This is a genomic window from Salinivibrio sp. PR6 (genome assembly GCF_001995955.1).
Taxonomy (GTDB): Bacteria; Pseudomonadota; Gammaproteobacteria; order Enterobacterales; family Vibrionaceae; genus Salinivibrio; species Salinivibrio siamensis.
In genome coordinates this window covers 194,677-219,564 of record NZ_MUFA01000004.1, presented here as the reverse complement: position 1 = coordinate 219,564, position 24,888 = coordinate 194,677, and the positions used below count along the sequence as shown (strand labels likewise).

Sequence of the window (24,888 nt, the reverse complement as noted above, 5' to 3'; positions counted from 1 at the left end):
CTATACCGACATGAAGAGAGAGCCGCGGTTATACGCGGCTTCCTAGTGACTATTGCGCTTGCATCTGCACAGAATGACGCTGCTGGGTTAAATAACTAGGCTCTTGTGTGGTGATCTTACGTTTTGCAGGGACATCATAGGCATACACGTCATCACGAAAGGCCAATTCCCCTTCATCAGTGACCCAAGCCGTCTGGTAAATGGTCTGTACCGCTAAACGTTTTTTGAGCGGTACCCACTTGGTCTGGGTTTTATCAATATAGTACTGGTAGTCGGTCAGCTGCTTACCCGATAAATCCAATAATAAGTCCGCCAGTTGCTCCGCTTGCTCGACACGGATACAGCCGGAGCTAAATGCACGCCGTGACCGGCTGAATAAACTTTGCGCTGGCGTATCATGCAAGTAGATAGCATTACGATTGGGCGTGTTGAATTTGTATTTTCCGAGGGCGTTGCCTCGACCTGGTGCCTGTTGAAGCCGGTAGGGAAATCCGTCGACTGACACTTTTTGCCAATCAATCGAGCTAGGGTCAATCTGGGTGTCACTTTGCCAATTAGGCAAAATACGATATTGATGTTGAGACAAATACTCGTGCCCATCAACCAGCTTGGGCAAGATATCTTTTTGCACTATGCTCCGAGGCACATTCCAGCTTGGATTGAGTACCACAGAGTCGAGTCGTGACGAGAACAGGGGCGTGCGTCTAGATTGGCGTCCGACCACCACTTTGCTCTCGAACACATTCTGATCGTTAGACCACAGGCGCATACGATAATCCGGGATGTTGACCACAATGCGATCCGGTTGTTGCTGGGGCCATAACCGTAACCGCTCCGCATTAAGCGCCAGCAGCCGGATCCGCGCCGACGCATCTAAATTAAGCCATTTCAACGTTGACGGGCCAATGATGCCATCCACACTGAGTCCGTGTTGTGACTGAAACCGTTTAACGGCATCGAGTAGATCGCCACCATATTGCACCGTTTTACCATCCAGTGCCTCTAACCGTTGACTGTCCCCCCAATATCCCTGCACCCGCAGATTATCAACTAAGTTGAGCGCCAAGGGGATCGCTACCGCTTGGTCAGGGTAAATCAATCCATCGCTGGTCACGCTGGGCCACACTGAGCGGGCTTGACGTTGCAAGCGAACAATCTGCTTAATCAGCGCGGTATATTGCGGATGCTGAGGCCGAAGCTTGCGCAGAAAAGCGGGCAACGCCGGCCCCAAACCTGCTTGAAAAAAGGACGCTCGCTGAGACTCGGAGGGCTCGGGCAGTGGCGTGTGATGCAAAGAGCCAAAAAACCAACGCATACCTTTATCGGACACCGCATCCAGGTAACTCATCAAGGCATACGCGGTGTCGGTAGCAAAAATATCATACGCGGTGTCGCTACCCTGCTGGCGGAGTTGGCGAAGTTGCCACGCGCGCCACTCAAATTCCGGACTGAAGCTGGCTAATGAAATCACATTAACTTGCGTTGCAAGCTCGTCCCGCGCTGCATCCTGGGTCCAAAGCAAAGAAAAACCATTATCGAGATAATCTTGAGTCAGCGCTGAGGGATAGGCCAAAACAGTGGCATCGGGGGCGGCCGACTCCAGCCAGTCGCGCGCATACTGATAGGCGCGTTGACGATGATCGTCAGCCGACAGGGTTTGCTCAACCGACGCCGCTTGATCTGAGGCCGAATGCGCCGAGGTGGATGGTGCCAGAAATCGCATGCCACCGGCCTCGATCGCCTCATTTGCCACAACGGGGTTTACCCAAAAACAATATCCTATCAGAAGGTTAGCCAACCAGGCACCGTGCCTTCTCACCATACGCCCCTCCTCATCCATGCTTTAATTATGGCAAATTTTGCCCCCGTCTCGACAAAATCATCGCCTGATTTTTTCTCGCCCCCCAACCCGCAATGAAACAAAAAGCGGCAGCCTCTCCAGACTACCGCTTTTCACGCTACCATGCTTTCATTACACCAGCGTTATCCAATGATTATCCCATCGTACTGGCGTCATCTGATAATCGGGATGATGTGCGCTATCAAGGGTCACCATTTTGCCGCCCCCTGAACTTAAGTTGATCACATCACCGTCACGACTGGCACCAGAGGCATCCACTAATGGATGCAAACCTATCATTTTTTTCGTGTCTAATGACCAGACACCGTAGCAATTGCCTCTGGGTGAGGTCGCCACCACCCAGCCATTGAGTGTCGCGATACTCGCCACATAGTTGTTAAATCGAGCCCATTGCTCAGGGGTAGCATTGAGCATTTTCATCGGCTCACCACGACGGTGAATGGCCACCAAGGGGGCATTATCCTGACCATGGTATTGCTGCCCCGTCACCACATAGCCCTCATCTGACACCATCAAATGACGAATACTCAGCTTTTTATTGGCTAATTCAGCACGCTCAACCACCTCACCCGTGTCGATGTCGATGTACACCAACGCCGGTGACATTGAATCGATGTTTAGCACGGTGCGGCCATCGGTATGCATGCCACCGACCCCCACCACCAGTGTGTTCGCATCCGCCAGCGCGATTTCATGAGGACCAATCCCAAAGCCGCTTATCTCACGCACTTTTTTCACCTGGCCGTGCTCGCTCAGTCGATAAACACCGACCACGCCCTCGCTGGTTTGACGTTTTCCTTCAGTGGTATATAACCATTGACCATCATCAGAAATCACACCATGGCCGTAAAAGTAGCGTTCTGCGCTGGCCATTACCTGTGACAACGTCACGCCACGTTGATAATCAAACACCTGCATAAAATGACCGGGCCGACGCGCAAAGGCCACACCCAGTGTCCCAACCTCTCGACGTTGGGCGGCGACACCATGACCGCGCGCGGGTAAAGGAAGACGGAAGACGGGCTGTCCCATACGGTCAGCGCCGACAACCGCGAACGTTCCATCACTGCTCAGCGCGCAGCCGAGTAGCTCACAACGCGCTGACGTGCTGTTGCCACGACAACCACTCAACGCATTCACCACTGTAGGCAGCGCCGCTCCCATCAGTGCCGCTTTTAATAAACGGCGTCGCTTTAAACTAGTCTCCATCTGATGCATTAAACCCGACGATAATACCTAAATCTTGCGCGACCTGACCGCCTAGCACCAACTTGAGATATTCTAGATTGTTGTAGACGGTGAGCATGTCTCGATACCCTGCGACGCTATTTAGCCTGTCAAATAAGGGTTCGCCATCTTGTGGCACGCTGTTATATGCCAACTGCCAATGCTCGCTGACACGATCCGCGACCTCATCATAACCTCGCTCACGGAGGGATTGTTCAATGCCACCCTCAGCGTGATATTGGGTTTGCATCGCTTTGATGCTTTGGCGTAACAATGTGAGAGAGTGCCGTGAGCGCCACGCTTCACCTTGGTAAGGGTTAGGAAAGCCCGGTTTACCCAGAGGGCCAGACAGTTTCTTCAGCACATAATCCAGCTGATGGGTCAACGCACCGAGCTTTTCTGATACCGCCATCGAAGGCGGCATGCCATGCCAAGGATTTTGCTGCCAAGCCGCATTGAGCGCAGATGCCGTTTGTTGCAAGCGAGCACTGACCGCCATCGCCACTTCACAGTGTTTCGGTTGACTTAAGTCAGCTTGCTGATCATAAAGCAACCACTCCATCGCGCCGACGCCTTGCACGGCCACACTTTGCTCGGCCAATGCCTCCGCGGTCCACTGTGTATCACTGGCCAGCAAGGCATTAATTTTTCGCCCTGTGGTATTTTTTTTGTCAGGATAAAACTGAATACGCCAACTTTGCGCCAAGGCGTCCTCAGACCCTTTTTCTACCCCTTGTAACGGCATCCAATTGGCCATCACCGTCTTCCACGCTTGGCGCGCATCATCAATGGGCGTACCCTGAGTACAGACCGATTGCGTGGTCTTAGCCAGATCCGTGGTCGCAGAAAGGAACTGCTCACTTCGCTGCTTTTGTAGTTGCCATAGGCCGTGATTAGGCCCAGTCTCGGCTTGAGATAAACACCCACCGAGTAATACCGTGGCGCTCAGAGAGAGCGCGGCGATAGGATTGAGTCGAAAACGCATGCGACAAGACTCCAGCATATTGTTGTTATAATGAACGTAAAAACGCGATCAAGGCGTCACGCTCAGCTTTCGGCATCGCCAGCACACGCTGTTTCGCACTGGCGGCTTCGCCATCATGCCATAAAATGGCTTCCATGAGGGTACGCGCGCGACCATCGTGTAGATAGGTGGCATCCGCATTCACTTCTTTGGTATACCCAATGCCCCATAGAGGCGGTGTGCGCCACTCTCTGCCGTTGGCGATAAACTCTCCACGATGATCCGCTAGCCCCGCTCCCATGTCATGCAAAAGCAAGTCTGTATAGGGGTGAATACGTTGCTCGCTGAGCGCCTGAAGCGCTGGACGCTTTGCAGTGGTAAAAGACGCCACATGACACGCATTGCAGCCGGCTTGAACGAAGGTATCTTGTCCCTTTTTCACTGCCGGATCCTGCATATTGCGACGTGCTGGCACCGCCAAATGACGGGCGTAAAACTCTACAAACCCGAGGATATTGTCGCTGACTTCTGGATCACCACCATTGGGCATCTCGTCGCACACAGACTGTGACGGCATACAATTGTGATGAGGAAACATGGAGGTGGTTAATCCCACATCGCCATTGAAGGCCGCGGCGTTTTGTTGGTTAACCGTGGGTAGCCCTGCTTTCCAACCAAACCGGCCAAGCGCAGTGCGTTGTTTTTCGATATCCCACACTTGATTTGGTCGTCCTGAGATCCCATCGCCATTGGCATCATCAGGATCAGCCAAGGCGTAAATGTCTTCCGCAGGAATGGATTCCAACAGCCCCAATCCAATCATCGGAGGCGCAATCCGCGCCGACATCTGAACATTTTCTGCCATCGGCCCATAATTAAGATCGGTGATCGTTAAATGTGGCTGACGCAGAGTGACAGTCTCACCATCGGCAAAGGTCACGGGGACCGCAGAATAGGTAATGGCGACCTTTCCTTCTGGCTTCGCGCCTGGCAGTGCAAAGTCTTGCAACTGACCCCCATAATTTGGCTCGGGAATATTGCCATATTGGATCAATTTCTGCCTTTCTGCTTCGCTCATTGCCGGCACACTCAATCGCACCAACATAGACACGGCGTTGGTATCGCCAGGAGAAGGCGGATGCCCACGGCCGTCTTTAATATGACAATTTTGACAGCCATTGGTATTGAACAAAGGGCCAAGCCCATCACGCGCATCGGTTGAAGCCGGCGAGCTCACCCAAGGATTACGAAAAAAACTGTTCCCGACACTGAAGTCGATGCGCTCGCTCATGGGTAGGTTAGCGGCAGGTTGGGAGAAAGCGTTGGCACCTTCTTTAATCACCGTGGTGCGGCCACCAGAGGTGCGTTCAAAAGCAACCGCTGACGCGCTCACCAAGGCACTGATGCCGATTGCACCGAGGTAAACAATGACTTTGGACTTCATGTTGTATCCTGACAAAGCAAAAAGCCCCGCGGCACGGGGCTTAACATCATTAGCGGACAATTAGAATTGATGGTCCGCGGTATCTGGGTTGAGATTATCAATGCCGATGATCTGAGCGGCTTTCTCAATGTGTTTGGTTTGGTCAACCAGTGCGGTAATGGATGCATTGACGAGTTGGTTACCGTCATTGTTGCCCGCCGCTATCAATTGATCAAAATGCACATTGTCTTCTTCCGCTGACACAACCAGCGTTTTGACTTGCTCACGCGCTTGGTCAAAGCTTGTCTTGATCGCGCTTGCTGCGTCAGTATCTTTGTCTTTGACCAAGTCGAGCACTGATGGCCCGGTCAATTTGCTGCCATCAACACGCTGATAGGTTCCCATCATGACATTATAAATGCCTTGCTCGTTATAAAAATGCGAATTGTGGGTATTATCAGAGAAACAATCGTGTTCGTCTTCGGTCGAGTTGGCTTCCAATGCCACCTTCATGCGCTCGCCAGCCAACTCACCCAGCGAGAGTGACCCCATACCAAACAACATCTTACGTAAACCGTTCTCGCTCGAATCCGCCAACAGCGTCGCGCGATAGTTATCTTTATTACCTTCCGCCCACTGGTCGCGCATCCAGGCTAAATCATCCACCAAAAGATCGGCGGCCGCTTTCAAGTACTCACGGCGACGGTCGCAGTGGCCGTTCGTGCAGTCTTCCCCGTAAGCAAAGTCAGAGTATGGGCGCTCGCCCGCACCTGGGTTAGTGCCATTTAAGTCTTGCCCCCACAGCAAAAATTCAATCGCATGATAACCGGAAGCAACGTTGGCTTCTGACCCGCCTACCTCATTAAGGCTTGCCAACAGTTTTGGCGTAATGTCAGCCACGTCTAAATCGGTCGCACCAATTTGAATACTCTGGTTGGCAATAATGTTTGCTGTCGCACCGGCATTCCCCAGCTCTGCTTGGTAACCGTCTGCCACATAATCAATCAAACCTTCATCCAATGGCCACGCGTTCAGCTGTCCTTCCCAATCATCAACAATCGCGTTGCCAAAACGGAACACTTCTGACTGCTGATAAGGGACTCGCGCGTCTAACCATGCTTTTTTTGCTGCCTGAAAGGTTTTTTGAGAGGGGCTGGCAGTAAAAGCCTCAATAGCCTCATCGAGCGCGACCGCTGTCGCGTGGGAGTCTGCGAATACCGCATGCGCGATATCAGCGTAATGTTCAACAACGTCTTCTTGCGTCGCCGCATTAACACCCAGAGGTGCGGCAAATAAGGAAAGCGCGATAAGGTTACGCTTAAAAGGGGTCATTTCCATAGTACTTTGTCCTTCGCTTTGATATGAACAGTTATGAGAACTATTATCGTTTGTATGCGAGGAATTCTAAGCATTATGTTACTAAATGCAACAAAGAATTGAGGCTATTATCAAAGCTGTGATCTCCACACTCTAAGCATGGTTTAATGCAACTTGTTGCAACGCTGATCCGACCTCTTGACTGCTTAAATTGATGACTATGTGGCACTTTTTGCGCCTGCTCACTGAAACAGCTAAAAATAACAATAAATTAGATTTAATTTGAACTCTAAGGGTTATAATAGACTGAAAGCACATTGATTATTTGATAGTGAAAAAAACCATAAAAAGTCGATTTTTCTCTCGATGCCTTTGCACTCCAACCGCGGGTATTGTAAGTTTCGTTGGCGATTTTTTCTGGTGGAGGTGAGTAAATGGAAAAACACGAAGAAGTACTGGTTGCGCTGCGGCAAATCATCCGCGCAATAGACCTGCATTCACGAAAACTTAACAAAGTATCCGGGATCACTGGCCCCCAACTTGTCCTAATGCGTGCGATTAAAGAGCTGGGCCAAGTGACCATTCGTAAGCTCTCGACCCATACCAATATGAGTCAGGCAACGGCAACGACCATTCTTGATCGTCTAGAAAAGCGCGGGTTGATTTTGCGTGTTCGCAGTGAGCTTGATAAGCGTAAAGTGCATGCCCACTTGACCGAGCAAGGGGAAGCGGCGTTAGAACAAGCACCCAAGCCCCTACAAGAAAACTTTATTTCACGCTTTCAAAGTTTAGATGAGTGGGAGCAATCGTTATTGTTGTCATCGGTACAACGTATCTCTTCGATGATGAACGCCGATGATATTGATGCGGCACCGATGCTAGAAGTGTCTGCCCTCACCTCACATAATTCGCAATTCCAGGCAAAAAAATAATGGTCTCCGGCGGGTAAACAGGATGTCTCCACCGGTCCACCTGCCTACTACGGCGTATTAAAAGAAAGTGGCGTATTAAAAGCAAAGGACGTTCGCTTTTTGTCGCCATCAGTCATGCACTGGCTCTGCATGCGACACCCAGTCGCACCATTTACCGTATAGCAGTTTCCACTCATCCGTTATCAATGCGCCATATTGCCCCTATTCCGTCCCCAGACAATCAACAAAAAAAGACGGCTAATAGCCGCCTTATGGATTGAGAGTCAGTCGGTTACACGCTGTTATTTAAGGTACATTGTGTCCTTTTGACGCTACCCATATCCGATACCATTGCTCGCGCGTGAGTTTGAGGTCGTAAGCCGCTTTGGCTGCTTTGACACGTTCAATATTGCCCGAGCCAATGATCGGCAAAGGTTGAGACGGATGACGCATCACCCAAGCATAAATCACCTGATCGATCGTCGCACCACCGAGCTCTTCGCCAATAGCATGCAAGGTATCACGTACCCGCACAGCCTGCTCAGACTCGCCGTTAAACATCTCACCGCCTGCAAGACAAGACCACGCCATCGGTTTAATACGCAAGCGCTGTAACTGATCCAGGGTCCCGTCATGGACCACATCAAAACGTAGCGGGTTGATTTCAACTTGGTTGGTGACCAAGGATTCATCCCAACGAGACTGAAGCAGGTCGAACTGTGCAGGCGTAAAGTTAGACACGCCAAAGTGAGCCACCTTGCCATGATGACGCAACGTGGTGAATGCTTCAGCCACTTCATCCGCATCCATCAACGCGTCAGGACGGTGGATCAGTAACACATCCAGTTTTTCCACGCCCAAACGAGACAATGAGTTATCTACCGACTCCAAAATATGCCGGTAACTGGTATCGTAATGGTTGATTTTGCGGTTTGGAGCCGCCTCACTGACCAACTTGATATCGCACTTCGACACCACTTGGATATCGTCCCTCACGCTGGGATCAAGCTTCAGCGCTTGGCCAAACAGTGTTTCACAGCGGTAGTCACCATAAATATCCGCATGGTCGACCGTCGTCACCCCCAAATCGATATGCGCCTTAAGAAAGCTTAAACGCTGCTGCGGTGTCATTTGCCAATCATCCAGTCGCCAGTAACCTTGCACCATGGGCGAGAAAAACGGACCGACCGGAGAAATAGATGTCGCTTTAAACTCTGACAAAACGGATCCTTTATGCCGAGAAGTGGAGCTATCATGCTAATCCTATCTCCCGCCACCCTCAATGCCTTATCGAGCATTTTGTTAGCCTAACAGTGCGTTCGTTTGTTTTCGCGCAAAGGACAGCACTGTTTGGGTGTTAAATGTACGATAAGTGTTTAATTTATCACCAACACTTGGCGAATGCGGTGAACTTCGTTATCTTATGTCGCGCAAAAAAAGCGAAAAGGAAGCGAAAATGCTTATTCGACGCATGGAATTGCGTGATTGTGACGCGATCAATACGATTTATAATTATTACATTACACACACTGCCATTACGTTTGACTTGTGCCCATGGCAATTAGCTGAACGTGAACAATGGTTCGCTCAGTTTGATCCGTCCTCCTGCTATCAAGCCTGGGTGGCAGAGCAAGACCAACAAATCCTTGGCTTTGCTTACAATACGCCGTTCAATCCCAAGCAGGCTTTCCACATCGCCTCAGAAATCACCATTTATGCGGCCCCCGATGCCGGTGGCCGTGGGGTTGGCTCGGCATTAATGCAAACCTTGCTCGACGGAATGCGCGATAAGGCCCTGCGCCGCGCCTATTCTCTCGTCACGCTACCCAACCCAGCGTCATTGGCATTGCATCGTCGCTTTGGCTTCCAACAAGTTGGACAGCTAAATGATGTCGGTGAAAAATTTGGCCAATACCACAGTGTGGCAATGCTAGAGTGCGACCTAACGGTTTGAGCATGGTATTTCCCTATCGAATAAGCCCCCACCTCCACTTTACGCCAGTAAGGTGCCTTGATTTGATGCCGTCATAACGACGTTTCAGGAGTTTAGTAGTATGAAAGTTCGCACCAAGGTTTCTGCGGCGATCATCTCCGCCTGTGTTATTTGTATTGTCGCCACCGCCGCGGTGTTGGCAAACCGAACCACCACACTGTTTGGCGATGAAATGCGAGAGCAGGCGATTAGCCAGCTTAAAGCCGTACGCGAAGCCAAGCACTCTGAATTAACCAGTTATTTTTCATTTATCGGCCAGCAATTAACCTCAATGGCCGACTCCACCATGACCGAAAATGCGGTGACGTCTTTTAGCCAAGCTTATCGACGCTACAGTCGGGAAGTCCGCACCGATAGAGCGGCCCGGCGCGCGCTGCAAGACTACTACACCGACACCTTCGGCGATGTTTACAAAGCGCGCAATGATACCAACGCCAATGCACGCTCCAACCTCGCAGCGCTTGCCCCTGCCACGCGGACACTGCAGCAATTTTATATCAGCGGCAGCCCCCATCCTTTGGGCGAGAAAGACAAGTTGGTGACAACCAATGATGGCTCCACGTATGACAAGGTGCACACTCAATATCACCCCAACTACCATCGCTTTGCCGAAACGTTTGGCTACCAAGACATCGTGTTAGCCGATGCCAATGGCCGTATCGTCTATTCAGTGGCCAAAGAGATTGACTTTGGAACCAGCTTATTTGCTGGCCCCTACGCTACCAGCGGCATGGGTGACGCCTTCTTAGAGGCGATTGATGCAAAAGCCGGCACCATCAGTTTTGTGGATTATCGCCCTTACTTTCCCAGCTACGATGAACCGGCCTCATTTATCGCCACCCCTATCGTCGAAAACGGCGAAACGCAGGGTGTACTTATCTTTAAATTGCCGATTCAGCGTTTAAGTGGCGTGATCAGCGGTCAAGGCCAATGGCAATCCGCAGGCTTTGGACAAAGCGGCGAAATGTTTATGGTGGGGCCTGATAAAGTCCTCCGCACCGAAGCGCGCGCTTTACAAGAGGACAAATCTGAGTATTTACACTTGTTGCGCACCAATGGCGTCAAACCCGACTTGATTCGCCGCATTGAGTTCACCGATACCGCAGCGGGCCAAATGCCGATGGCATCCCAAAGCATTGCGCAAGCGCTGGCGGGCGAAACGGGCACTGGCAAAGAGCAGAGTTATCGCAACCAAACCGTCTATACCGCTTACTCACCGATTGATGTCTTCGGCAAGCGCTGGGCACTGGTCAATCAAATCAGTCAGCAAGAGGCGCTATCACAAGTCGCTGCCATGCAAGACACTATTTTAAAAGCGACGGTTATTACCTCGTTGGTACTTGTTGGCGTGGCGATCGTAATTGCCTATATTCTCGGTGGCAATATTGCCAAACCAATGATTGCGGTCACTACACGGATCAAAACCATTGCAGAAAATAAAGATTTAACCCAACGCTTACCTGATAGCGGTAAAGACGAAATGGCACTGCTCGGCCGCTCGCTCAATGACATGTTCGCCAGTTTCCAACAGGTGATTCAAGAGGCGCACCAAGCTTCTGGGTTACTCGGCCAAGCCTCTAACGACATTAATCAAGACGTGGTCACTATGCGCGATAGGGTCGCCGACCAGGTCAAGCATACCCATCAAGTTGCCTCGGCAGCGACAGAAATGGCCACTTCCGTCACGGACGTTGCCCAATATGCAGACCAAGCCTCCACCGCGTCTGATGACATCACAGAAGCCGTCAACACGGGCTCAAAAATTGGTGACGACCTGGTTGAGCAAATCCGCACCTTGTCATCGAGCATGGATGCTGCAACAGCGACCATGGGTCGCTTATCGCAACAGAGCGAAGAAATCGGTACCGTACTGGATGTGATTCAAGCCATTGCCGAGCAAACCAACTTGTTGGCACTGAATGCGGCGATTGAAGCGGCGCGCGCGGGCGAGCAAGGCCGCGGGTTCAGCGTGGTCGCCGAAGAGGTGCGCACCCTCGCCTCACGTACCCAAGACTCGACCGAAAGTATCCGCGATAAAATTGCCGCATTACGTCAAGAGACGCAGTCAGCGGTGGCAGATATGGATACCACCAGCCAAACCGTCGACGCTTGTGTGGATTATTGTCAGCAAAATAACGCCGCACTGGTTGATATTGCCAACATGGTCACCGAAATCAATCAGATGACCTCACACATTGCCAATGCCACCCAGCAGCAAACGCAAGTGACGACAGAAATCAGCGAAAGCATCTCTGATATCGCGCAATCGGCTGAAACCGTCTCACAACGCACGCATGACACCGCAGAAACCGTCACCGGCTTAAGCCAACGGTCAGCACGTCTGGCTGATACTATCGGTCATTTCAAAACTGAGTAAATACTCACGCTACCTAGGGAGGTCATCGCACCTCCCTGCTTTTCTCGCTGTCTGTCTAGAAACCACCCATTACGACTGACTAGCTAGACACCCGCTCACCATTTGTTCAAATTTCATCCCCTTTTCTACGCACTTTTTATCCGCCGTGACTAGATTCAAAACATGAGGTAGGAAGGAGTGTCACGATGAGAATCAGTAATAAGATCACGCTCGCAATCGTTGCGGCATCATTAACCTGTGTTTTAACTATTGCGGCTATCTTAGCGTTTAGAACCATCGGCTTATCATCACAAGCACTTGATAAGAAAGTAAAATCGCAACTAACGGCGGTGAAAGCGTCGAAAAAGTCGGAAATAAGTAATTACTTCAAGTTCATTGGTGATCAAATTAATACGCTGTCAGACTCCACCATGACAGAAGATGCACTGGCACAATTGGCACAAGCGTTTAAAACCATCGCCGCAGACACTGCCAACTCCCCTAGCCAAGAGAGCCAACTGGCCAGTTATTATCGCAATCAATTCGGCGCGACCTATCAAGAGATTAACGATACATCCACCGACGTAATGGGAAGGTACAATCAGTTACCTGATGTAGCTAAACGGCTGCAACACGCGTATATCAGCGGCAACCCCCATCCATTAGGAAGTAAAGATGCCATGGCGAAAGCCAACGACGGCAGTGTCTACAGTGAGATCCACAGCGTCTTTCATCCCAACTTTCAGCATTATTTAAAGACCTTCGGCTACTACGATATTTTCCTGGTCGATAATCAGGGCAATATTGTCTATAGCGTTTACAAAGAGCTAGATTACGCGACCAACCTGTTAACCGGCCCGTATTCAACCAGTGGCTTGGCTGATGCCTATAAAGCGGTACGCAAAGCGCCTCAGGGTGAGCTGGGCTTTATAGACTTTCGCCCTTACTATCCCTCCTACGACAGTCCGGCTTCATTTATTTCGAGTCCAGTTTATAAAAATGGTCAGCAGATCGGGGCGTTGATATTTCAAATGCCGATCGATCGTATCAGTGAGCTCATTAGTAATAATGGTCAATGGGCAGAGTCAGGGATGGGCACCAGTGGTGAAATATTATTAGTTGGTCCCGATAACCTATTACGCACGCAGCCACGTCTGTTGAGTGACGATAAAGACGCCTACCTCAGTGCACTAGAAAGCCAAGGGCTCAATGCCGATACCATTCACCGTATTGATTATCAAAACTCCGCCGCTGGTAACCAACCCCTCGATAACCCTGCGGTAAAAAGAGCGCTACGGGGAGAGCAAGGGTTTGTCACGCAAACGAGCTATCGTAATACTGAGGTACTGGCTTCTTATTCACCCATTGACGTTTACGGGGTGACATGGGCGGTGATCAGTCAGCAAGACACCGATGAAGTCTTTACAGCCATTACCAAATTACGCACAGACATCGGCGTTGTGACCGCGTTTACGGCAGTGCTGCTAGGCAGTCTCGCCGCACTAGCAGCGTATTGGTTGGGTAAAAGCATTGGCGCGCCTATCTTAAAACTCGCCACCAGTATCAAACAGGTGGCAGACAGTAAAGATTTGACGATCACGTTGCACCATACCAGTAAAGATGAGCTCTCGACGTTGGCTGACAGCCTCAATGAAATGTTCCAAAGCTTCCGAGACGTGATTCAAAAAACACACGACGCGTCAAAAACCTTGTTGTCATCAGCCAACGATATCAGTGATGACGTAGTGGCTGTACGTGGGCAAGTGGACGAGCAAGCCAAAAGCTCGAACCAGGTCGCTACCGCTGCCACACAGATGGCCGCCTCCATCAGCGAAGTATCAGAGCATGCGAGCAATGCCTCTGAAGCGTCTGACACGATTACCCAAACCGCCAATGAAGGCAGCCAAAAAGGCGAAGCCTTGGTCAGCCAAATGCAAACACTCAAAGATCATATGGACAAAGCCACCCGCTCGATGGAGAAGCTATCACACGAGAGTGAGTCCATTGGGTCGGTGTTGGATGTGATTCAAGAAATTGCCGAGCAAACCAATTTGTTAGCCCTCAATGCGGCGATTGAGGCGGCCCGTGCTGGTGAGCAAGGACGCGGATTTGCTGTGGTCGCTGACGAAGTGCGTTCTTTGGCGACACGAACCCAATCCTCTACGGAGGAAATTCGTGCCAAGGTCGACGCCTTGCAACAGGAGACGCGCGGTGCCGCCGATGGGATGACCCAAGCCAATGACGCGGTGACCCAAAGCGTTGAGCATTGTCACGAAAACAACGACAAGCTGGGGCAAATCAAAACCATGATTGAGCAAATCAACGAGATGAACATGCAAATTGCCACCGCAGCCAACCAGCAAACGCAGGTGACCGATGAAATCAGCCAAAATGTCAACACGATGGCACAATCGGCCGACCATGTTTCAGAGCGTACGCGCAACACTGAACAAACCGTCAATCACTTACGTGAACATGCCCGTACCCTGGAAGCGCGGATCAGTCACTTTAAAACCGACTAAAACCCAAAGGGGTCGGCCTCAAGGTCGACCCCTTCGTTTTCGCCTTGTCTGACGATTATTCCATCACCGGCTCACGCTCTAGCTCCCGACGCTTCTCTTCACCAAACCCGCGCAAGCCCACAACATGAACGTGCTCGCGGTCATTGAAGATTTTACGGACCAGTTTATACGTCGTGCCTTGCTCTGGGCTGATGTTTTCTGGTGCCGCAATCAACAGCTGCATATCTAAACGATGACACAACTCAAACAAGGTCGAGATCGATTTGGCATCCAGACGGGCCGCCTCATCAAGGAAAAGTAAGCGACATGGGATCACATCTTTGCCACGCAGTCGGCGTGACTCCTCTTCCCAGCTTTGGATCACCATCAGCAAGATTGCTTGGCCGGTACCAATCGCCTCACCGGTCGACAACGCGCCGGATTCCGCTTTCAGCCAACCATCCGTTCCACGGTTGACTTCAATGCCCAAGTCCAGATAGTTACGGTAGTCCAATAGCTCTTCGCCCAGTGTCTGCGGGGCACGTTGTCCCATTTCAATATGCGGGTTCAAACGTTGGAACAACTTGGCCATCGCTTCTGAAAACGTGAGATTTGGATTGCCGAATAAATCTTGGTGCTGGTCAGCATGTTCAGCCAAGCCCATCAGCAACTGTGCATGGGTTTCACGGATAGACACATTGAGGCGCACGCCTTGCACTTGACCAAAGCCCACGTTCTGTAGCCCTTGGTTGAGCATACGGATCCGGTTTTGCTCGCGCTGAATGGTCTTGCGAATAATATTGGCTACCGACTCGGAGCTGATCGCCAGACGTTGTTCACGCTGCGTGAGCTCTTCAGTGAGCCGCGCCAGCTCGACTTCCATTTCCTCAATCGCTTCGACCGGATCATCGGTGCGAATAATGTCGTGACGGATACGCTCGCGCAAATGCTGATACACAGCCACATAGAACAAGACTTTACGCTCAGGTCGTCCGACATCCTCGGACGCGCGCAAGGCATCACGCAAGGTTTCATTGTCAGCGACCGCAAGGCGCAATGCCCCCAAGGATTTATCCGACAAAGAGCGGAGCTCGTCAGCTGACATGTATGCCATTTCTCGACGATGCAGTTGTTTTTCCACCCCGTTATCGCGCGCAATACGCAGGACACTGCACCAACCCGCTTTGGCGTTGACCACAAACTGACGAAGCGCTTGGTACTGCTTGAGCAGTTTACGCAATTCCTTGGTGAGCGACTTGGTTTCCATTTCCAGTGACGTAATGCCACGCGAGAGTTCACTGTGACGCTGCCGGGCCTGATGCATTTGCTCGTACAAGGCATCACGGCGGCTTTGTGCGCGCATTAAGGCGTCTTCATCCGCTTGCACACCTAACTCACCGAGCTCTCGCTTAAACTCGTTCAGCGTCTCTTGCTTAGACTGATGGGCACTTTTGAGTGAGGCAAGCACCTGGTGATATTGACTCGTCTGCGACTGAATTTGCTTGAGCGATTCGCGTTCACGTTGGCGCACCTGCTCGGCATCTTTCAGTTTGGCTTTAAGCTGTTCATTAAGCTCACTGCTTTGCGTCAGCATGTCTGACGTATCTTGATAGGCAAAATGCGGACGACGCTCCGCTAAATCGGCAACAGCAAACACTTGCTGCTTAATCGCCTGCAAGGTGTTATCCGCCTCTTGGTAGGCTTGCTCCAGCTTATCAAATTGCTCAGGATCACTGTCGAGTGTTGCCAGGCTGGTTTCCAATGCCGCTAAGGTTTCTCCATGTTGCAGGATAAAGCCTTGTGCTTCTTTGGCGGCCTCTACGCGCTCAACCGCTGCTTGCACGCGCGCGTCGAGATTCTCCTCTGTGAGCGCCTCGGCACAGTAGCGAAGCTTATCGAGGATTTGTAGCGCTTGCTGACAGCGCGCCACCTCCGCCTCGTGTTGTGCCAACACTTGCTTGGCATCGTTTATCGCCCGCTGAGTCTGTGCGCGTTTTTCGCGGCAAGCGGCGATCGCCTGCTCAGGGTCGGGCTCAAACGCCACCGTGAGATGCTCGGCAATAAATTGGCTAAATGCGTGTGACAAGCGTTGCCACTTTTGTACATCAAAGGACGCTTTGGCGTGCTCTTCGACCAAGGCCTCCCGTTGTTCACGTAGCTGCTCAAGGCGGTGCTCACGGGCAGCGCGACCAAACAGTGGCGTGGCCGGGAAGCGAGAATAACGCATTTGCCGATCGTTTAGATGTACACACACGGCACCCGACAGCTCTTGTGCATCAAACACGCTATCATCAAACGCGTCGGCATCCCCCTCAATGATGTATAAGTCATCAGGGCAAGCGTCCAAATCCGTGAGCTTATCCTTTACGCCTTTGAGATCGGGCACCACGATGGCATGCCGCGCCGGGCCATAGAGTGCGCTGAAGTAAGGGGCGTCATCTAGAGTGATATCATCATAAATTTCAGAGAGTAAGGTGCCACCAAGGGTATCGGCGAGACCTTGTAATTGCGCATCGTCGCTGCCACCTGGCTGCGCTAATTGCTCAATCGCTTGTTCAATCTCTGTTTTTTGTTTACTCAGCTGATCTTGGTGCTGCGTGCGCGTGCGTACCGCCTCATGCGTGGCATGCATCGCCTCCATCACCGCTTGACTGTCCACCAAGGTTTTTTCAGTTTGGCTTTCCAGTTTGGTCAAGGCGTCATTGGCCGCAAACCAAGTCGGTGCTTTTAGCTCAAGATCTTGGATTTGCGCGTCAACCACATCCTGTGTCCGCGCAAGCTCACGCAGTTGCTCAGCTTGGGTGTCTTTTTCCTCTTGTAGCGCGTCGCGTCGTGCTTGCTGCAGCGCCACGGCTTGCTCGACCGCTTCACTGTTAGCCAGCGTTTCGCCCGTTAACGTCTGGTACTCCGACACTAACTGGCTCGCGTGCTGATACTGCTCAGCCCGTTGGCTCAATTCGCGCTGTTCATACTGGCGCTGCGTCAGGCTATCGGCCAGATAACGGCGCTCTCTACCCTGTTCAACCCAACGCTTGGCGGCCTTGCCAGCCTCAGCACGGTGCACGGATGGATCAAGACGGTGCAAAAGACGCAAGCCCTGTTCAAACTGATTGGCCGTGGCCGAAGCAAGATCGCGTTTGTGTTTGAGAGACAAAACCCGATCCGTTTGTTCTGACTCTTGCGTTTTCAACGCGTGTAAGCGTGTCGTGGCCTCGTCTGCACTGAGGGTCTCATCGTCAGTGAGGCGACGGGCCGTCTCCAAGGCATTAACGGCTTGTTGGTACTGCAGGGAGCGCGTTTGTTGCGTGTTGAGCGCTTGTTGGTAGTCGGCAAGCTGAGTCTTCAGACTATCCACTTCCTCTTCACTCTGCGCCGCGCGCAATTCGGCGTCAGCAAGCTGCTCTGTGGCCTCTTCCACCACCATGATTTGCTCTTCGAGTCGCTCCGACAACTCGAGCAAATCTTCCTCATAACGCTCAATTTTTTCTTGTTGACGCATCGCCGATTGCACCAACTGCAGATGATCGGCCGCCGCTTGGTGATCTTGCTCGAGATGATCTTGTCCGGCTTCCAGCTCGGCTAATTCTGCGCGCATGGTTTCCGCATGCTGCTGCTTTTGCTGCAATGTCTGTTGTGCGCCGTTCAGCTCCGCCCGCAACGACAGCGCTTGTTCCAGCTTGCTTCGGCGCTCATTGGCATGACGCATGTAGTCCGAGGCCACATAATGGGTCGCTTCCGTGATCAAATGCTTAAACAAGTCACGATCGCGCTGCGTCAGCTTAATCGCCTCAAGCGTCATACGGTTTTCTTTCAGCGCCACTTCCATATCTTGGAAGGCTTTTTTCACACCACCATTTTGTGGCAACAAATACTCGCGCAACGACTTGGTGATTGCGCTAGAAATGCCGCCGTAGAGTGACGCTTCAATTAATCGATAAAACTTGCCTCTATCTTGCTGGGTGCGCAGCTTTTTCGGTAGCACGCCAAATTCAAACATTTGCGCGTGATAGTCGGTGACCGAGTTAAAAGCTTTAAAGTGCGCGGTTTCATAGGCGCTCGCCGCCTCTTTTACCTCGTTCAGCTGGCGTACACGCGCTTGACCGTTATTTAAGGTCTCGACCAACACATCGGTTGGGGCCACAGAAGAAGGCAAGCCTTGTAAAACGAACGGCTTGATATCCACCTTCTTATCACGCCCTGCCACTTGTTGAAGACGCACACCAAACAGCACCCGCTGTTGGCGTGAATTCACTACATCCAAGGCGGCATAGCAGGCACCTGGCTGCAATTTACCGTGCAACCCCTTATCACGAGAAGCACTTGAGCTGCCGGCCTCTGTGGTGTTACGGAAATGCAACAGGGTTTGGTCAGGGATCAACGAGGTGATAAACGCCGCCATGGTGGTCGACTTACCCGCGCCGTTCCCGCCTGATAAGGTGGTGACGAGGGAATCAATATCAAAGGTTCGTGCAAAAAAGCCGTTCCAGTTCACCATGGTGAGTGAGTGATACTTACCGCGCTGGCTCATACTGTCGGCTCCTCTGTTGTCTCTGTATCGGCATTGTCTGCGTCTTCATCCGAGTTCTCATCGAGCAAGCTTGATTGAATGTGCGCTTGGCTATGCACCACGGCTTCCCCATCACGAATCAGACGCAATTGGGCTTCTTGTGGATCGTCACCGCTTCGTACATCAGCACCAAAACGGAACGTTGCTTCACTGACACGGAATTTACTTCCCTCACCAATGGGTAAGATCATCCCGAGACGACGCAAACGTCGCAGCGAGGTTTTCACTTTGTCGAAAAGCTTCTCACGGTCAAGATCTGAGCCTGTTGCGCGATGCGTGACCAACTTCATCAGTTTCTTCTCGTCAGCCAACGCTAATAGCTCATCAAAAAGCTCTTGGGTGGTAAAGATCCCCTCTTGGGCCAAGCGCTCAGGGCTTAAGTACAGAAAACAAAGGACTTTGCCAACCAGCATATCCAGTTCAGACAGCACGCTGCGCCTAATTAAACTGGTTGAGCGAGGACGAAGATAGAAAAAGCCCTCTGGCGCGCGGACCAATTCAGCGTTATAACGCTGGTAGAAAATATTCAGCTCTTGCTCAAATTCCATCAGCAAGGCGTGGTTATCCAGATCGTCGCTGGCAATATGGCGGCCAGCACGCAGTGCACTGTCCAACGCCGGGAACAAAGGGTTAGCAATGGCTTTGGCCAGCCCTTCTGGCATTGGCTGTTCAGTATTTATCGATGACATTCGCTTGTACCTTAGCTCCGAAGTCGTTAATCGCCTGCCAATCAGGCTGAATCGCGTTAAGATCAGATTGGGAGTAGCCCATGCGGACCGCTTGGTTAATCACTAAGCGCGCGAGATCAAAATGGCGAGCTTGTGGGTGCTCGGCTAAGTAATCTTTCAGGACACGACCTAAGTCGATCGCTTGTCCGGTTTCTCGATGGCGGTTGAGCATCTGTGACACTTTCTGTGAAAGGCCATCGTCAACCACACTTAATTGTTCGAACGCCACCTCTTCTGGCATTTCTCCGGTGACTTCATCGTCACGTAACACCAAGGCTTCATCTCGCGTATCACGCAGTCGCTCAGCATCGGCATACGTTAAAAACCATGGCGCGTCAAAGTAGTCCGATACCGACTGACGTAAACGCTGGCTGAATGCACGGTTTTTATCCATATCAATCGCGGTGCGAATAAATTTATGCACATGGCGGTCGTAACCTATCCATAGGTCGATCGCTTGCTGTCCCCAGTTCACGATACGATCCAGCTTCATTTGCAAGCTGTATACCATGCGATCGACGAACTCAAGATCATCACGCCCCCGCACCACTTCTTGAATCTCAAGCAGCTGACTCTGAAGCTCATCCCCCGCGGCCTGCAGCGTTTCTTGTAACTCTTGCAAAGTACTCGAGGTTTCGTTGAGCAAGTATTCACAGTTAGCGATTGCGGCTTGCCAGTCCTGGGTGAGGAGCGCAGCAATATCTTCTTTTACCTGTTGTTGCTGCTCATCCATCACGCGCTGATTAAGATCGATGCGGTCAAAAATCTCAGCGACCGAGTACTTCAACACACCATAGACGTTATGACGCCAAAAGGTCGCATCCCCATCTTCTTCCGCCGCACGGCGCGCCTTAGCGATTTCGTCAGCCACCATAGACAGTTGTACCGACAGCTTTAGCGTTGAGTATTCACGATGACGGGCGTAGTAGTCCGCAATACCTAGCGCCAATGGCGTGAGGCGGTAAATGCTATCACCATCGGTCATTTCACTGGTAAACCGGCTTAGCAACCGCGCTTGCACCATTTCGTTGATCGCATTGTTGGCGCGAAAAGCAACATTGCCAAGCGTGGCACCTTCACCGCTAACAAACTGCTCACTGACCAGTCGAAAGACATCCACGAGCTCATGCTCGCTCAGTTCGTCCTCCAACCGCTCTTGACTCATCACCGCCATTGCCAGCAAGAATGCCAAGCGCTCTGGCGGCAGGTTTAACCCTAAGTCACTTTGTTTTACCCAACTAACCAACTCAGGTACTGTCTGAGCGTCGTCTGTCCACGACTGGGAAGACTGAGCCTGATCACTCATCCGTTGTCCTTGTTTTTATCTTGATTGCTTGGGGCACTGTGCTGTCCCCATACATGGATATATCGCCCCAGAGACACAAATGGCTCTTGGCGGCAAAGCTGTTGCTCCAACGCCATGACCTGCTCAAAGGTAAAATCACCAATATTGGTATCACGCATATAATCGTGAAAGGTGCGTACGCCTGTTTTACCTTTGAGGATAATGTCACTGTCTTGCATCCATCGATACACGCTCTCTGGTTGCAAGCCTTTAGGTGGCTGAAGCTTAAACCGCTTACGATGCGGCATACCTTCCTCAACATGCGTGAGGTTACCGCACACGAGGTTCTTAAAGAGCAACCCGGTTTGGTTATAGAACATCACCGATGCGATCCCCCCCGGGCGCAGTTGCTTAAGCAAGTCTTTCAACACCTGCTCCGGCTCCGCGGTCCACTCCAGTACCGCATGAAATAAAATCACATCCGGCGGATCGCTCAAATGGTCGCCAATTGTCTGCACCGACGAATGAACCAGCTGATACTGCGCAAGTAAGCCCTGTTGTTCAATCTCCTGACGGGCTAAGTCGAGCATTTGCGAAGAAAGATCACATAAAGTGACCCTGTGACCGCGCGCCGCCAAGTGCCGAGACATAGGGGCAACCCCACCGCCGGCATCTAAAATATGCAGGGTCTGCTCAGGCGGAAAACAGTGCAGGATCTGCTCGATGTCCTGCCAAACGACCGCCTGGCGGATTTCGCCTTTGCCCGATCCATAAATGTTTTTAACAAATTTGTGGGCAATGTCGTCGAAATTTTTATCCTCAGTCACAATGGCATTCGTTATCATTGAGTGGTAGAAAGGCATATTCTGTCACAAGCCTTACGTTAATAAAGGTTTATGGCATTATTTGTGCCTCGTTTGACTATATTTCGGGCGACATTGCATGTTTGAATTAAAAAAACTTATCTCAACCTTGATAATGCCCTTGCCCGCGCTGTTATTGTTGGGTCTTTTCGGGCTATGCCTGCTTTGGTTCTCTCAGCGTAAAAGGCTGGCATCTTTTGTTATCTTCGTTGCGTTTGCTGGGATTTTTCTCACTTCGTTTCAACCGGTCGCCTCTGGGCTCCTTCGTCCACTTGAGCGTCAATACACCGCGTTTCTCCCCACGGAAAAGCCGGTAGACTTTGTAATGGTACTGGGCAACAGTCATGTCGTAGATGACGCCATACCCCCAACCTCAGAGCTTTCTCGTGCGGCGTTAATGCGCCTCGCAGAAGGCATCCGTATTCACCGAATGTACCCCACCTCCAAGCTAATTTTGTCGGGCTATGACCATGGTTATGAAGTCAGCCATGCGCGTATGTTGGCACGCGTCGCAATGGCGTTGGGTGTCAATAAAAACAGTATCCTGTTGCTTGAAACCGCCAAGGATACGTGGGAGGAAGCCTACCAAGCCGCATCGGTGGTTGGGAGTAGTAACCTAGTGCTCGTGACATCCGCGGCACATATGGATCGTGCCGTCTACGAGTTTCAAAGCGCTGGACTCGATCCCATCCCGGCTCCCACTAACTTCATGGCGCAAAAGCAAATTAAGCAACCATGGATAAAATACGGCCCACGTGCGCAATACCTCGAGCAGTTCGAACGCTATTGGCACGAGCGATTGGGACAAGCGTGGCAACGTCTCCGTGATTTTATCGCTCAGCCGGCCAATTAAGGTCCCACAGCACATCACCCACCAAAAAAGCCGCGATTGATTCGCGGCTTTGTTATTACCATTCGCAGTAGACGTAAAACCGCGCCTATGCGTTGCTATCTGCGGCTAAATAAGCACGCACTGCCTCTAAGTCTGCTTGGGTATCGACGCCATGTGGGGGCGTCTGTGTGGCAACCGCCACATGGATTTTCTCGCCATGCCACAATACGCGCAGCTGCTCTAACGATTCAATCTTCTCCAACGGGCTCGGTGTCCAGTGGATGTAACGGCTAATAAATCCCGCACGATAGCCATAAATACCAATGTGCCGCAACAATGCTTGTGGGATGTCGGGAGAGTCAGCCTCGAAATGGGTGCGATCCCAAGGGATGGTGGCGCGGCTGAAGTACAAAGCAAACCCTTTATGATCCGTCACTACCTTGACCACGTTGGGGTTAAACACTTGCTCTTTGTCATCAATTGCAACTGCCAAGGTAGCCATCGGTGCCTGGTCATTCTGACTGAGATTCTCCGCCACTTGACCAATCACCGCAGAGGGGATCAGCGGCTCATCGCCTTGTACATTAACGATAATGTCATCTTCAGCAAAGCCATAGCGTTCAACCACTTCGGCTAAGCGCTCAGTGCCAGACTCATGGTCGGCACGTGTTAAACACACCTCACCGCCAAACGCCCGTACTGCCGCTTCAATACGTTGATCGTCCGTTGCGACAATCACCTGACTGGCACCGGCCGCTTGGGCGCGCTCATAAACGTGTTGGATCATCGGCTTGCCAGCAATATCAGCCAACGGTTTACCCGGCAAGCGGCTCGAGCCAAACCGCGCCGGGATCACCACATAAAATGGGCTCATCCCTGGACCTCTTCCAATGACATATCGCGAGCTTCTGATTCAAGCAGCACGGGAATACCATCAATGATCGGATAGGCAACACGATCAAACTTACAAACTAACTCATTGTTATCGCGTTGATAATAGAGTTTGCCCTGGCATGATGGGCAGGCCACAATTTCAAGCAGGCGGTGATCCATAGCATTCCTTTATTTTTTATTCGCGTTTGTTTGCAAATGTTCTATCTTGGTGAATACGGCCTGAGCTACCTCGTCAGGCAGCCGTGCCTCTACCGGTAAATACCACCAGTTATCTTGTGCGATCCCTTGGTATTTTACCGCATCTTTTTCTGTCATCAGCAAATGTTGCCCCTTCTTGCTCAACCTGTCCAGCTCGTCGGCCTTGAGGGTTTGGTGATCATTAATTCCTTGGCTGTGAACGGGTGTTACGCCCATTTGCTGCAAGGTATTAAAAAAGCGTGGTGGATGGCCAATCCCGGCGACTGCCACCACTTGCGGTAGCATTGAGGCTTGACAGCGTTGTCCCGTACGTAGGTTCACGGCCAAGCCAGGCACCAGATGCATCCCCCACTCTTGCCCTTGTGGTGTCCCACCGTTAGTGACCAACATATCGACGCTCTCAAGCCTATCGAGTGATTCGCGCAACGGCCCCAAAGGTAGATAATGACCGTTACCAAACCGACGCTGGCCATCAATGATCACGATCTCTATGTCTCTTTCAAGCTGGTAGTGCTGGAGACCATCATCTGTGATCACAATATCGACACCTTCTTGCAGGATACGTTTAACCGCCTCGCTACGGTTGGGGTCGACACAGACAGGAACTTGGGTGCGACGTGCTATCAAAACCGGCTCATCCCCCGCCGTGCGCGGTGGCGTGGTTTGGCTGAGTAAGAGTGGATAGTGCTCAGATTTACCGCCATACCCGCGTGACACCACCCCTGGACGGTAACCATTCGCTTTTAGTTGTTCCACCAACCAAATCACAAACGGGGTTTTGCCATTGCCGCCAATCATGATGTTCCCCACCACGATAACCGGCACTGGCGCCGAATAGCGCTGCGTTTTGCCGCGCAGATATTGACGCCGACGATGGCGCGCTATCATGCCAAACAACGCACTAAACGGTCTTAATAATACCGACCATAGCGGGCGTTGATGACCAAACCACAGTTGCTCTAGCATGC

Annotated in this window: 18 protein-coding genes; 5 read left to right on the top strand and 13 right to left on the bottom strand. The window is 51.5% G+C overall.

Features of this window, described 5'->3' with window-relative positions; translation table 11 throughout:
- Positions 1-49: 49 nt before the first annotated feature.
- The 5 genes from BZG72_RS04625 to BZG72_RS04605 form a co-directional block, all read right to left on the bottom strand.
- Entirely contained in the window at positions 50-1,822 is a 1,773-nt protein-coding gene (locus BZG72_RS04625; protein WP_158075446.1) for a L,D-transpeptidase family protein, read from the bottom strand.
- A gap of 150 nt (positions 1,823-1,972) precedes the next feature.
- Entirely contained in the window at positions 1,973-3,070 is a 1,098-nt protein-coding gene (locus tag BZG72_RS04620) for a DUF1513 domain-containing protein (protein WP_077577753.1), read from the bottom strand.
- A complete protein-coding gene (locus BZG72_RS04615) occupies positions 3,060-4,073 on the bottom strand; it encodes an imelysin family protein (RefSeq protein WP_158075445.1) in 1,014 nt (337 codons plus the stop codon). The genes BZG72_RS04620 and BZG72_RS04615 overlap by 11 nt, the downstream gene beginning before the upstream one ends.
- 25 nt (positions 4,074-4,098) lie before the next feature.
- A complete protein-coding gene (locus tag BZG72_RS04610) occupies positions 4,099-5,496 on the bottom strand; it encodes a di-heme oxidoreductase family protein (protein ID WP_077666201.1) in 1,398 nt (465 codons plus the stop codon).
- Positions 5,497-5,556: 60 nt separating this feature from the next.
- Complete coding sequence (locus BZG72_RS04605; protein WP_077577750.1) at positions 5,557-6,813, bottom strand: imelysin family protein; 1,257 nt, start codon at positions 6,811-6,813, stop codon at positions 5,557-5,559.
- Positions 6,814-7,226: 413 nt separating this feature from the next.
- On the opposite strand from BZG72_RS04605, the gene BZG72_RS04600 reads away from it, so the two are divergent.
- Positions 7,227-7,724, top strand: a complete 498-nt coding sequence (locus BZG72_RS04600) for a MarR family winged helix-turn-helix transcriptional regulator (RefSeq protein WP_046073151.1) — start codon at positions 7,227-7,229, stop codon at positions 7,722-7,724.
- A 285-nt stretch (positions 7,725-8,009) separates the two neighbouring features.
- Here the strand turns inward: BZG72_RS04600 and BZG72_RS04595 are convergent, their stop codons facing one another.
- The gene (locus BZG72_RS04595; protein WP_046073798.1) at positions 8,010-8,870 is read right to left on the bottom strand and encodes an aldo/keto reductase; all 861 of its coding nucleotides are present in this window, start codon (positions 8,868-8,870) and stop codon (positions 8,010-8,012) included.
- 289 nt (positions 8,871-9,159) lie between these two features.
- On the opposite strand from BZG72_RS04595, the gene BZG72_RS04590 reads away from it, so the two are divergent.
- From BZG72_RS04590 to BZG72_RS04580, 3 genes are all read left to right on the top strand, one after another.
- On the top strand, positions 9,160-9,657 hold the full coding sequence (locus BZG72_RS04590; RefSeq protein ID WP_077666200.1) for a GNAT family N-acetyltransferase: 498 nt from the start codon (positions 9,160-9,162) through the stop codon (positions 9,655-9,657).
- A gap of 100 nt (positions 9,658-9,757) precedes the next feature.
- The gene (locus tag BZG72_RS04585; RefSeq protein WP_046073150.1) at positions 9,758-12,073 is read left to right on the top strand and encodes a methyl-accepting chemotaxis protein; all 2,316 of its coding nucleotides are present in this window, start codon (positions 9,758-9,760) and stop codon (positions 12,071-12,073) included.
- A 185-nt stretch (positions 12,074-12,258) separates the two neighbouring features.
- Positions 12,259-14,574 carry a methyl-accepting chemotaxis protein gene (locus BZG72_RS04580; protein ID WP_077666199.1) on the top strand — a complete coding sequence of 772 codons (2,316 nt, stop codon included), beginning with the start codon at positions 12,259-12,261 and terminating at the stop codon, positions 14,572-14,574.
- A 55-nt stretch (positions 14,575-14,629) separates the two neighbouring features.
- On the opposite strand, the gene mukB is transcribed toward BZG72_RS04580, so the two are convergent.
- The 4 genes from mukB to cmoM are packed head-to-tail and all read right to left on the bottom strand — an operon-like array spanning position 14,630 to position 21,960.
- Complete coding sequence (gene mukB, locus BZG72_RS04575) at positions 14,630-19,081, bottom strand: chromosome partition protein MukB (protein WP_077666198.1); 4,452 nt, start codon at positions 19,079-19,081, stop codon at positions 14,630-14,632.
- Entirely contained in the window at positions 19,078-19,809 is a 732-nt protein-coding gene (gene mukE / locus BZG72_RS04570; protein WP_077666197.1) for a chromosome partition protein MukE, read from the bottom strand. Before mukE ends, mukB begins: the two co-directional genes overlap by 4 nt.
- Positions 19,790-21,154 carry a chromosome partition protein MukF gene (gene mukF, locus BZG72_RS04565; RefSeq protein WP_046073146.1) on the bottom strand — a complete coding sequence of 455 codons (1,365 nt, stop codon included), beginning with the start codon at positions 21,152-21,154 and terminating at the stop codon, positions 19,790-19,792. Before mukF ends, mukE begins: the two co-directional genes overlap by 20 nt.
- The gene (gene cmoM, locus BZG72_RS04560) at positions 21,151-21,960 is read right to left on the bottom strand and encodes a tRNA uridine 5-oxyacetic acid(34) methyltransferase CmoM (protein ID WP_046073796.1); all 810 of its coding nucleotides are present in this window, start codon (positions 21,958-21,960) and stop codon (positions 21,151-21,153) included. The genes mukF and cmoM overlap by 4 nt, the downstream gene beginning before the upstream one ends.
- Positions 21,961-22,075: 115 nt before the next feature.
- On the opposite strand from cmoM, the gene elyC reads away from it, so the two are divergent.
- Positions 22,076-22,849 carry an envelope biogenesis factor ElyC gene (gene elyC / locus BZG72_RS04555; protein WP_046073145.1) on the top strand — a complete coding sequence of 258 codons (774 nt, stop codon included), beginning with the start codon at positions 22,076-22,078 and terminating at the stop codon, positions 22,847-22,849.
- 85 nt (positions 22,850-22,934) lie between these two features.
- On the opposite strand, the gene kdsB is transcribed toward elyC, so the two are convergent.
- Genes kdsB through lpxK form a run of 3 tightly spaced genes read right to left on the bottom strand, consistent with a single transcriptional unit; the run spans position 22,935 to position 24,886 of the window.
- The gene (kdsB, locus tag BZG72_RS04550) at positions 22,935-23,702 is read right to left on the bottom strand and encodes a 3-deoxy-manno-octulosonate cytidylyltransferase (protein WP_077666196.1); all 768 of its coding nucleotides are present in this window, start codon (positions 23,700-23,702) and stop codon (positions 22,935-22,937) included.
- Complete coding sequence (locus BZG72_RS04545; protein ID WP_046073143.1) at positions 23,699-23,881, bottom strand: Trm112 family protein; 183 nt, start codon at positions 23,879-23,881, stop codon at positions 23,699-23,701. The genes kdsB and BZG72_RS04545 overlap by 4 nt, the downstream gene beginning before the upstream one ends.
- 9 nt (positions 23,882-23,890) lie before the next feature.
- Entirely contained in the window at positions 23,891-24,886 is a 996-nt protein-coding gene (lpxK, locus tag BZG72_RS04540) for a tetraacyldisaccharide 4'-kinase (protein WP_077666195.1), read from the bottom strand.
- Between the last annotated feature and the right edge of the window lie 2 nt (positions 24,887-24,888).

Excerpts from the sequence above, each read along its gene's own strand:
- BZG72_RS04595 (WP_046073798.1), bottom strand. The coding sequence starts at position 8,870 with ATGGTGCAAGGTTACTGGCGACTGGATGATTGGCAAATGACACCGCAG.
- elyC (WP_046073145.1), top strand. The coding sequence starts at position 22,076 with ATGTTTGAATTAAAAAAACTTATCTCAACCTTGATAATGCCCTTGCCC.
- mukE (WP_077666197.1), bottom strand. The coding sequence starts at position 19,809 with ATGTCATCGATAAATACTGAACAGCCAATGCCAGAAGGGCTGGCCAAA.
- BZG72_RS04585 (WP_046073150.1), top strand. The coding sequence starts at position 9,758 with ATGAAAGTTCGCACCAAGGTTTCTGCGGCGATCATCTCCGCCTGTGTT.
- BZG72_RS04610 (WP_077666201.1), bottom strand. The coding sequence starts at position 5,496 with ATGAAGTCCAAAGTCATTGTTTACCTCGGTGCAATCGGCATCAGTGCC.
- BZG72_RS04625 (WP_158075446.1), bottom strand. The coding sequence starts at position 1,822 with ATGGTGAGAAGGCACGGTGCCTGGTTGGCTAACCTTCTGATAGGATAT.
- BZG72_RS04620 (WP_077577753.1), bottom strand. The coding sequence starts at position 3,070 with ATGGAGACTAGTTTAAAGCGACGCCGTTTATTAAAAGCGGCACTGATG.
- BZG72_RS04605 (WP_077577750.1), bottom strand. The coding sequence starts at position 6,813 with ATGGAAATGACCCCTTTTAAGCGTAACCTTATCGCGCTTTCCTTATTT.
- mukF (WP_046073146.1), bottom strand. The coding sequence starts at position 21,154 with ATGAGTGATCAGGCTCAGTCTTCCCAGTCGTGGACAGACGACGCTCAG.
- BZG72_RS04580 (WP_077666199.1), top strand. The coding sequence starts at position 12,259 with ATGAGAATCAGTAATAAGATCACGCTCGCAATCGTTGCGGCATCATTA.
- mukB (WP_077666198.1), bottom strand. The coding sequence starts at position 19,081 with ATGAGCCAGCGCGGTAAGTATCACTCACTCACCATGGTGAACTGGAAC.
- lpxK (WP_077666195.1), bottom strand. The coding sequence starts at position 24,886 with ATGCTAGAGCAACTGTGGTTTGGTCATCAACGCCCGCTATGGTCGGTA.
- BZG72_RS04590 (WP_077666200.1), top strand. The coding sequence starts at position 9,160 with ATGCTTATTCGACGCATGGAATTGCGTGATTGTGACGCGATCAATACG.
- BZG72_RS04600 (WP_046073151.1), top strand. The coding sequence starts at position 7,227 with ATGGAAAAACACGAAGAAGTACTGGTTGCGCTGCGGCAAATCATCCGC.
- BZG72_RS04615 (WP_158075445.1), bottom strand. The coding sequence starts at position 4,073 with ATGCGTTTTCGACTCAATCCTATCGCCGCGCTCTCTCTGAGCGCCACG.
- BZG72_RS04545 (WP_046073143.1), bottom strand. The coding sequence starts at position 23,881 with ATGGATCACCGCCTGCTTGAAATTGTGGCCTGCCCATCATGCCAGGGC.
- kdsB (WP_077666196.1), bottom strand. The coding sequence starts at position 23,702 with ATGAGCCCATTTTATGTGGTGATCCCGGCGCGGTTTGGCTCGAGCCGC.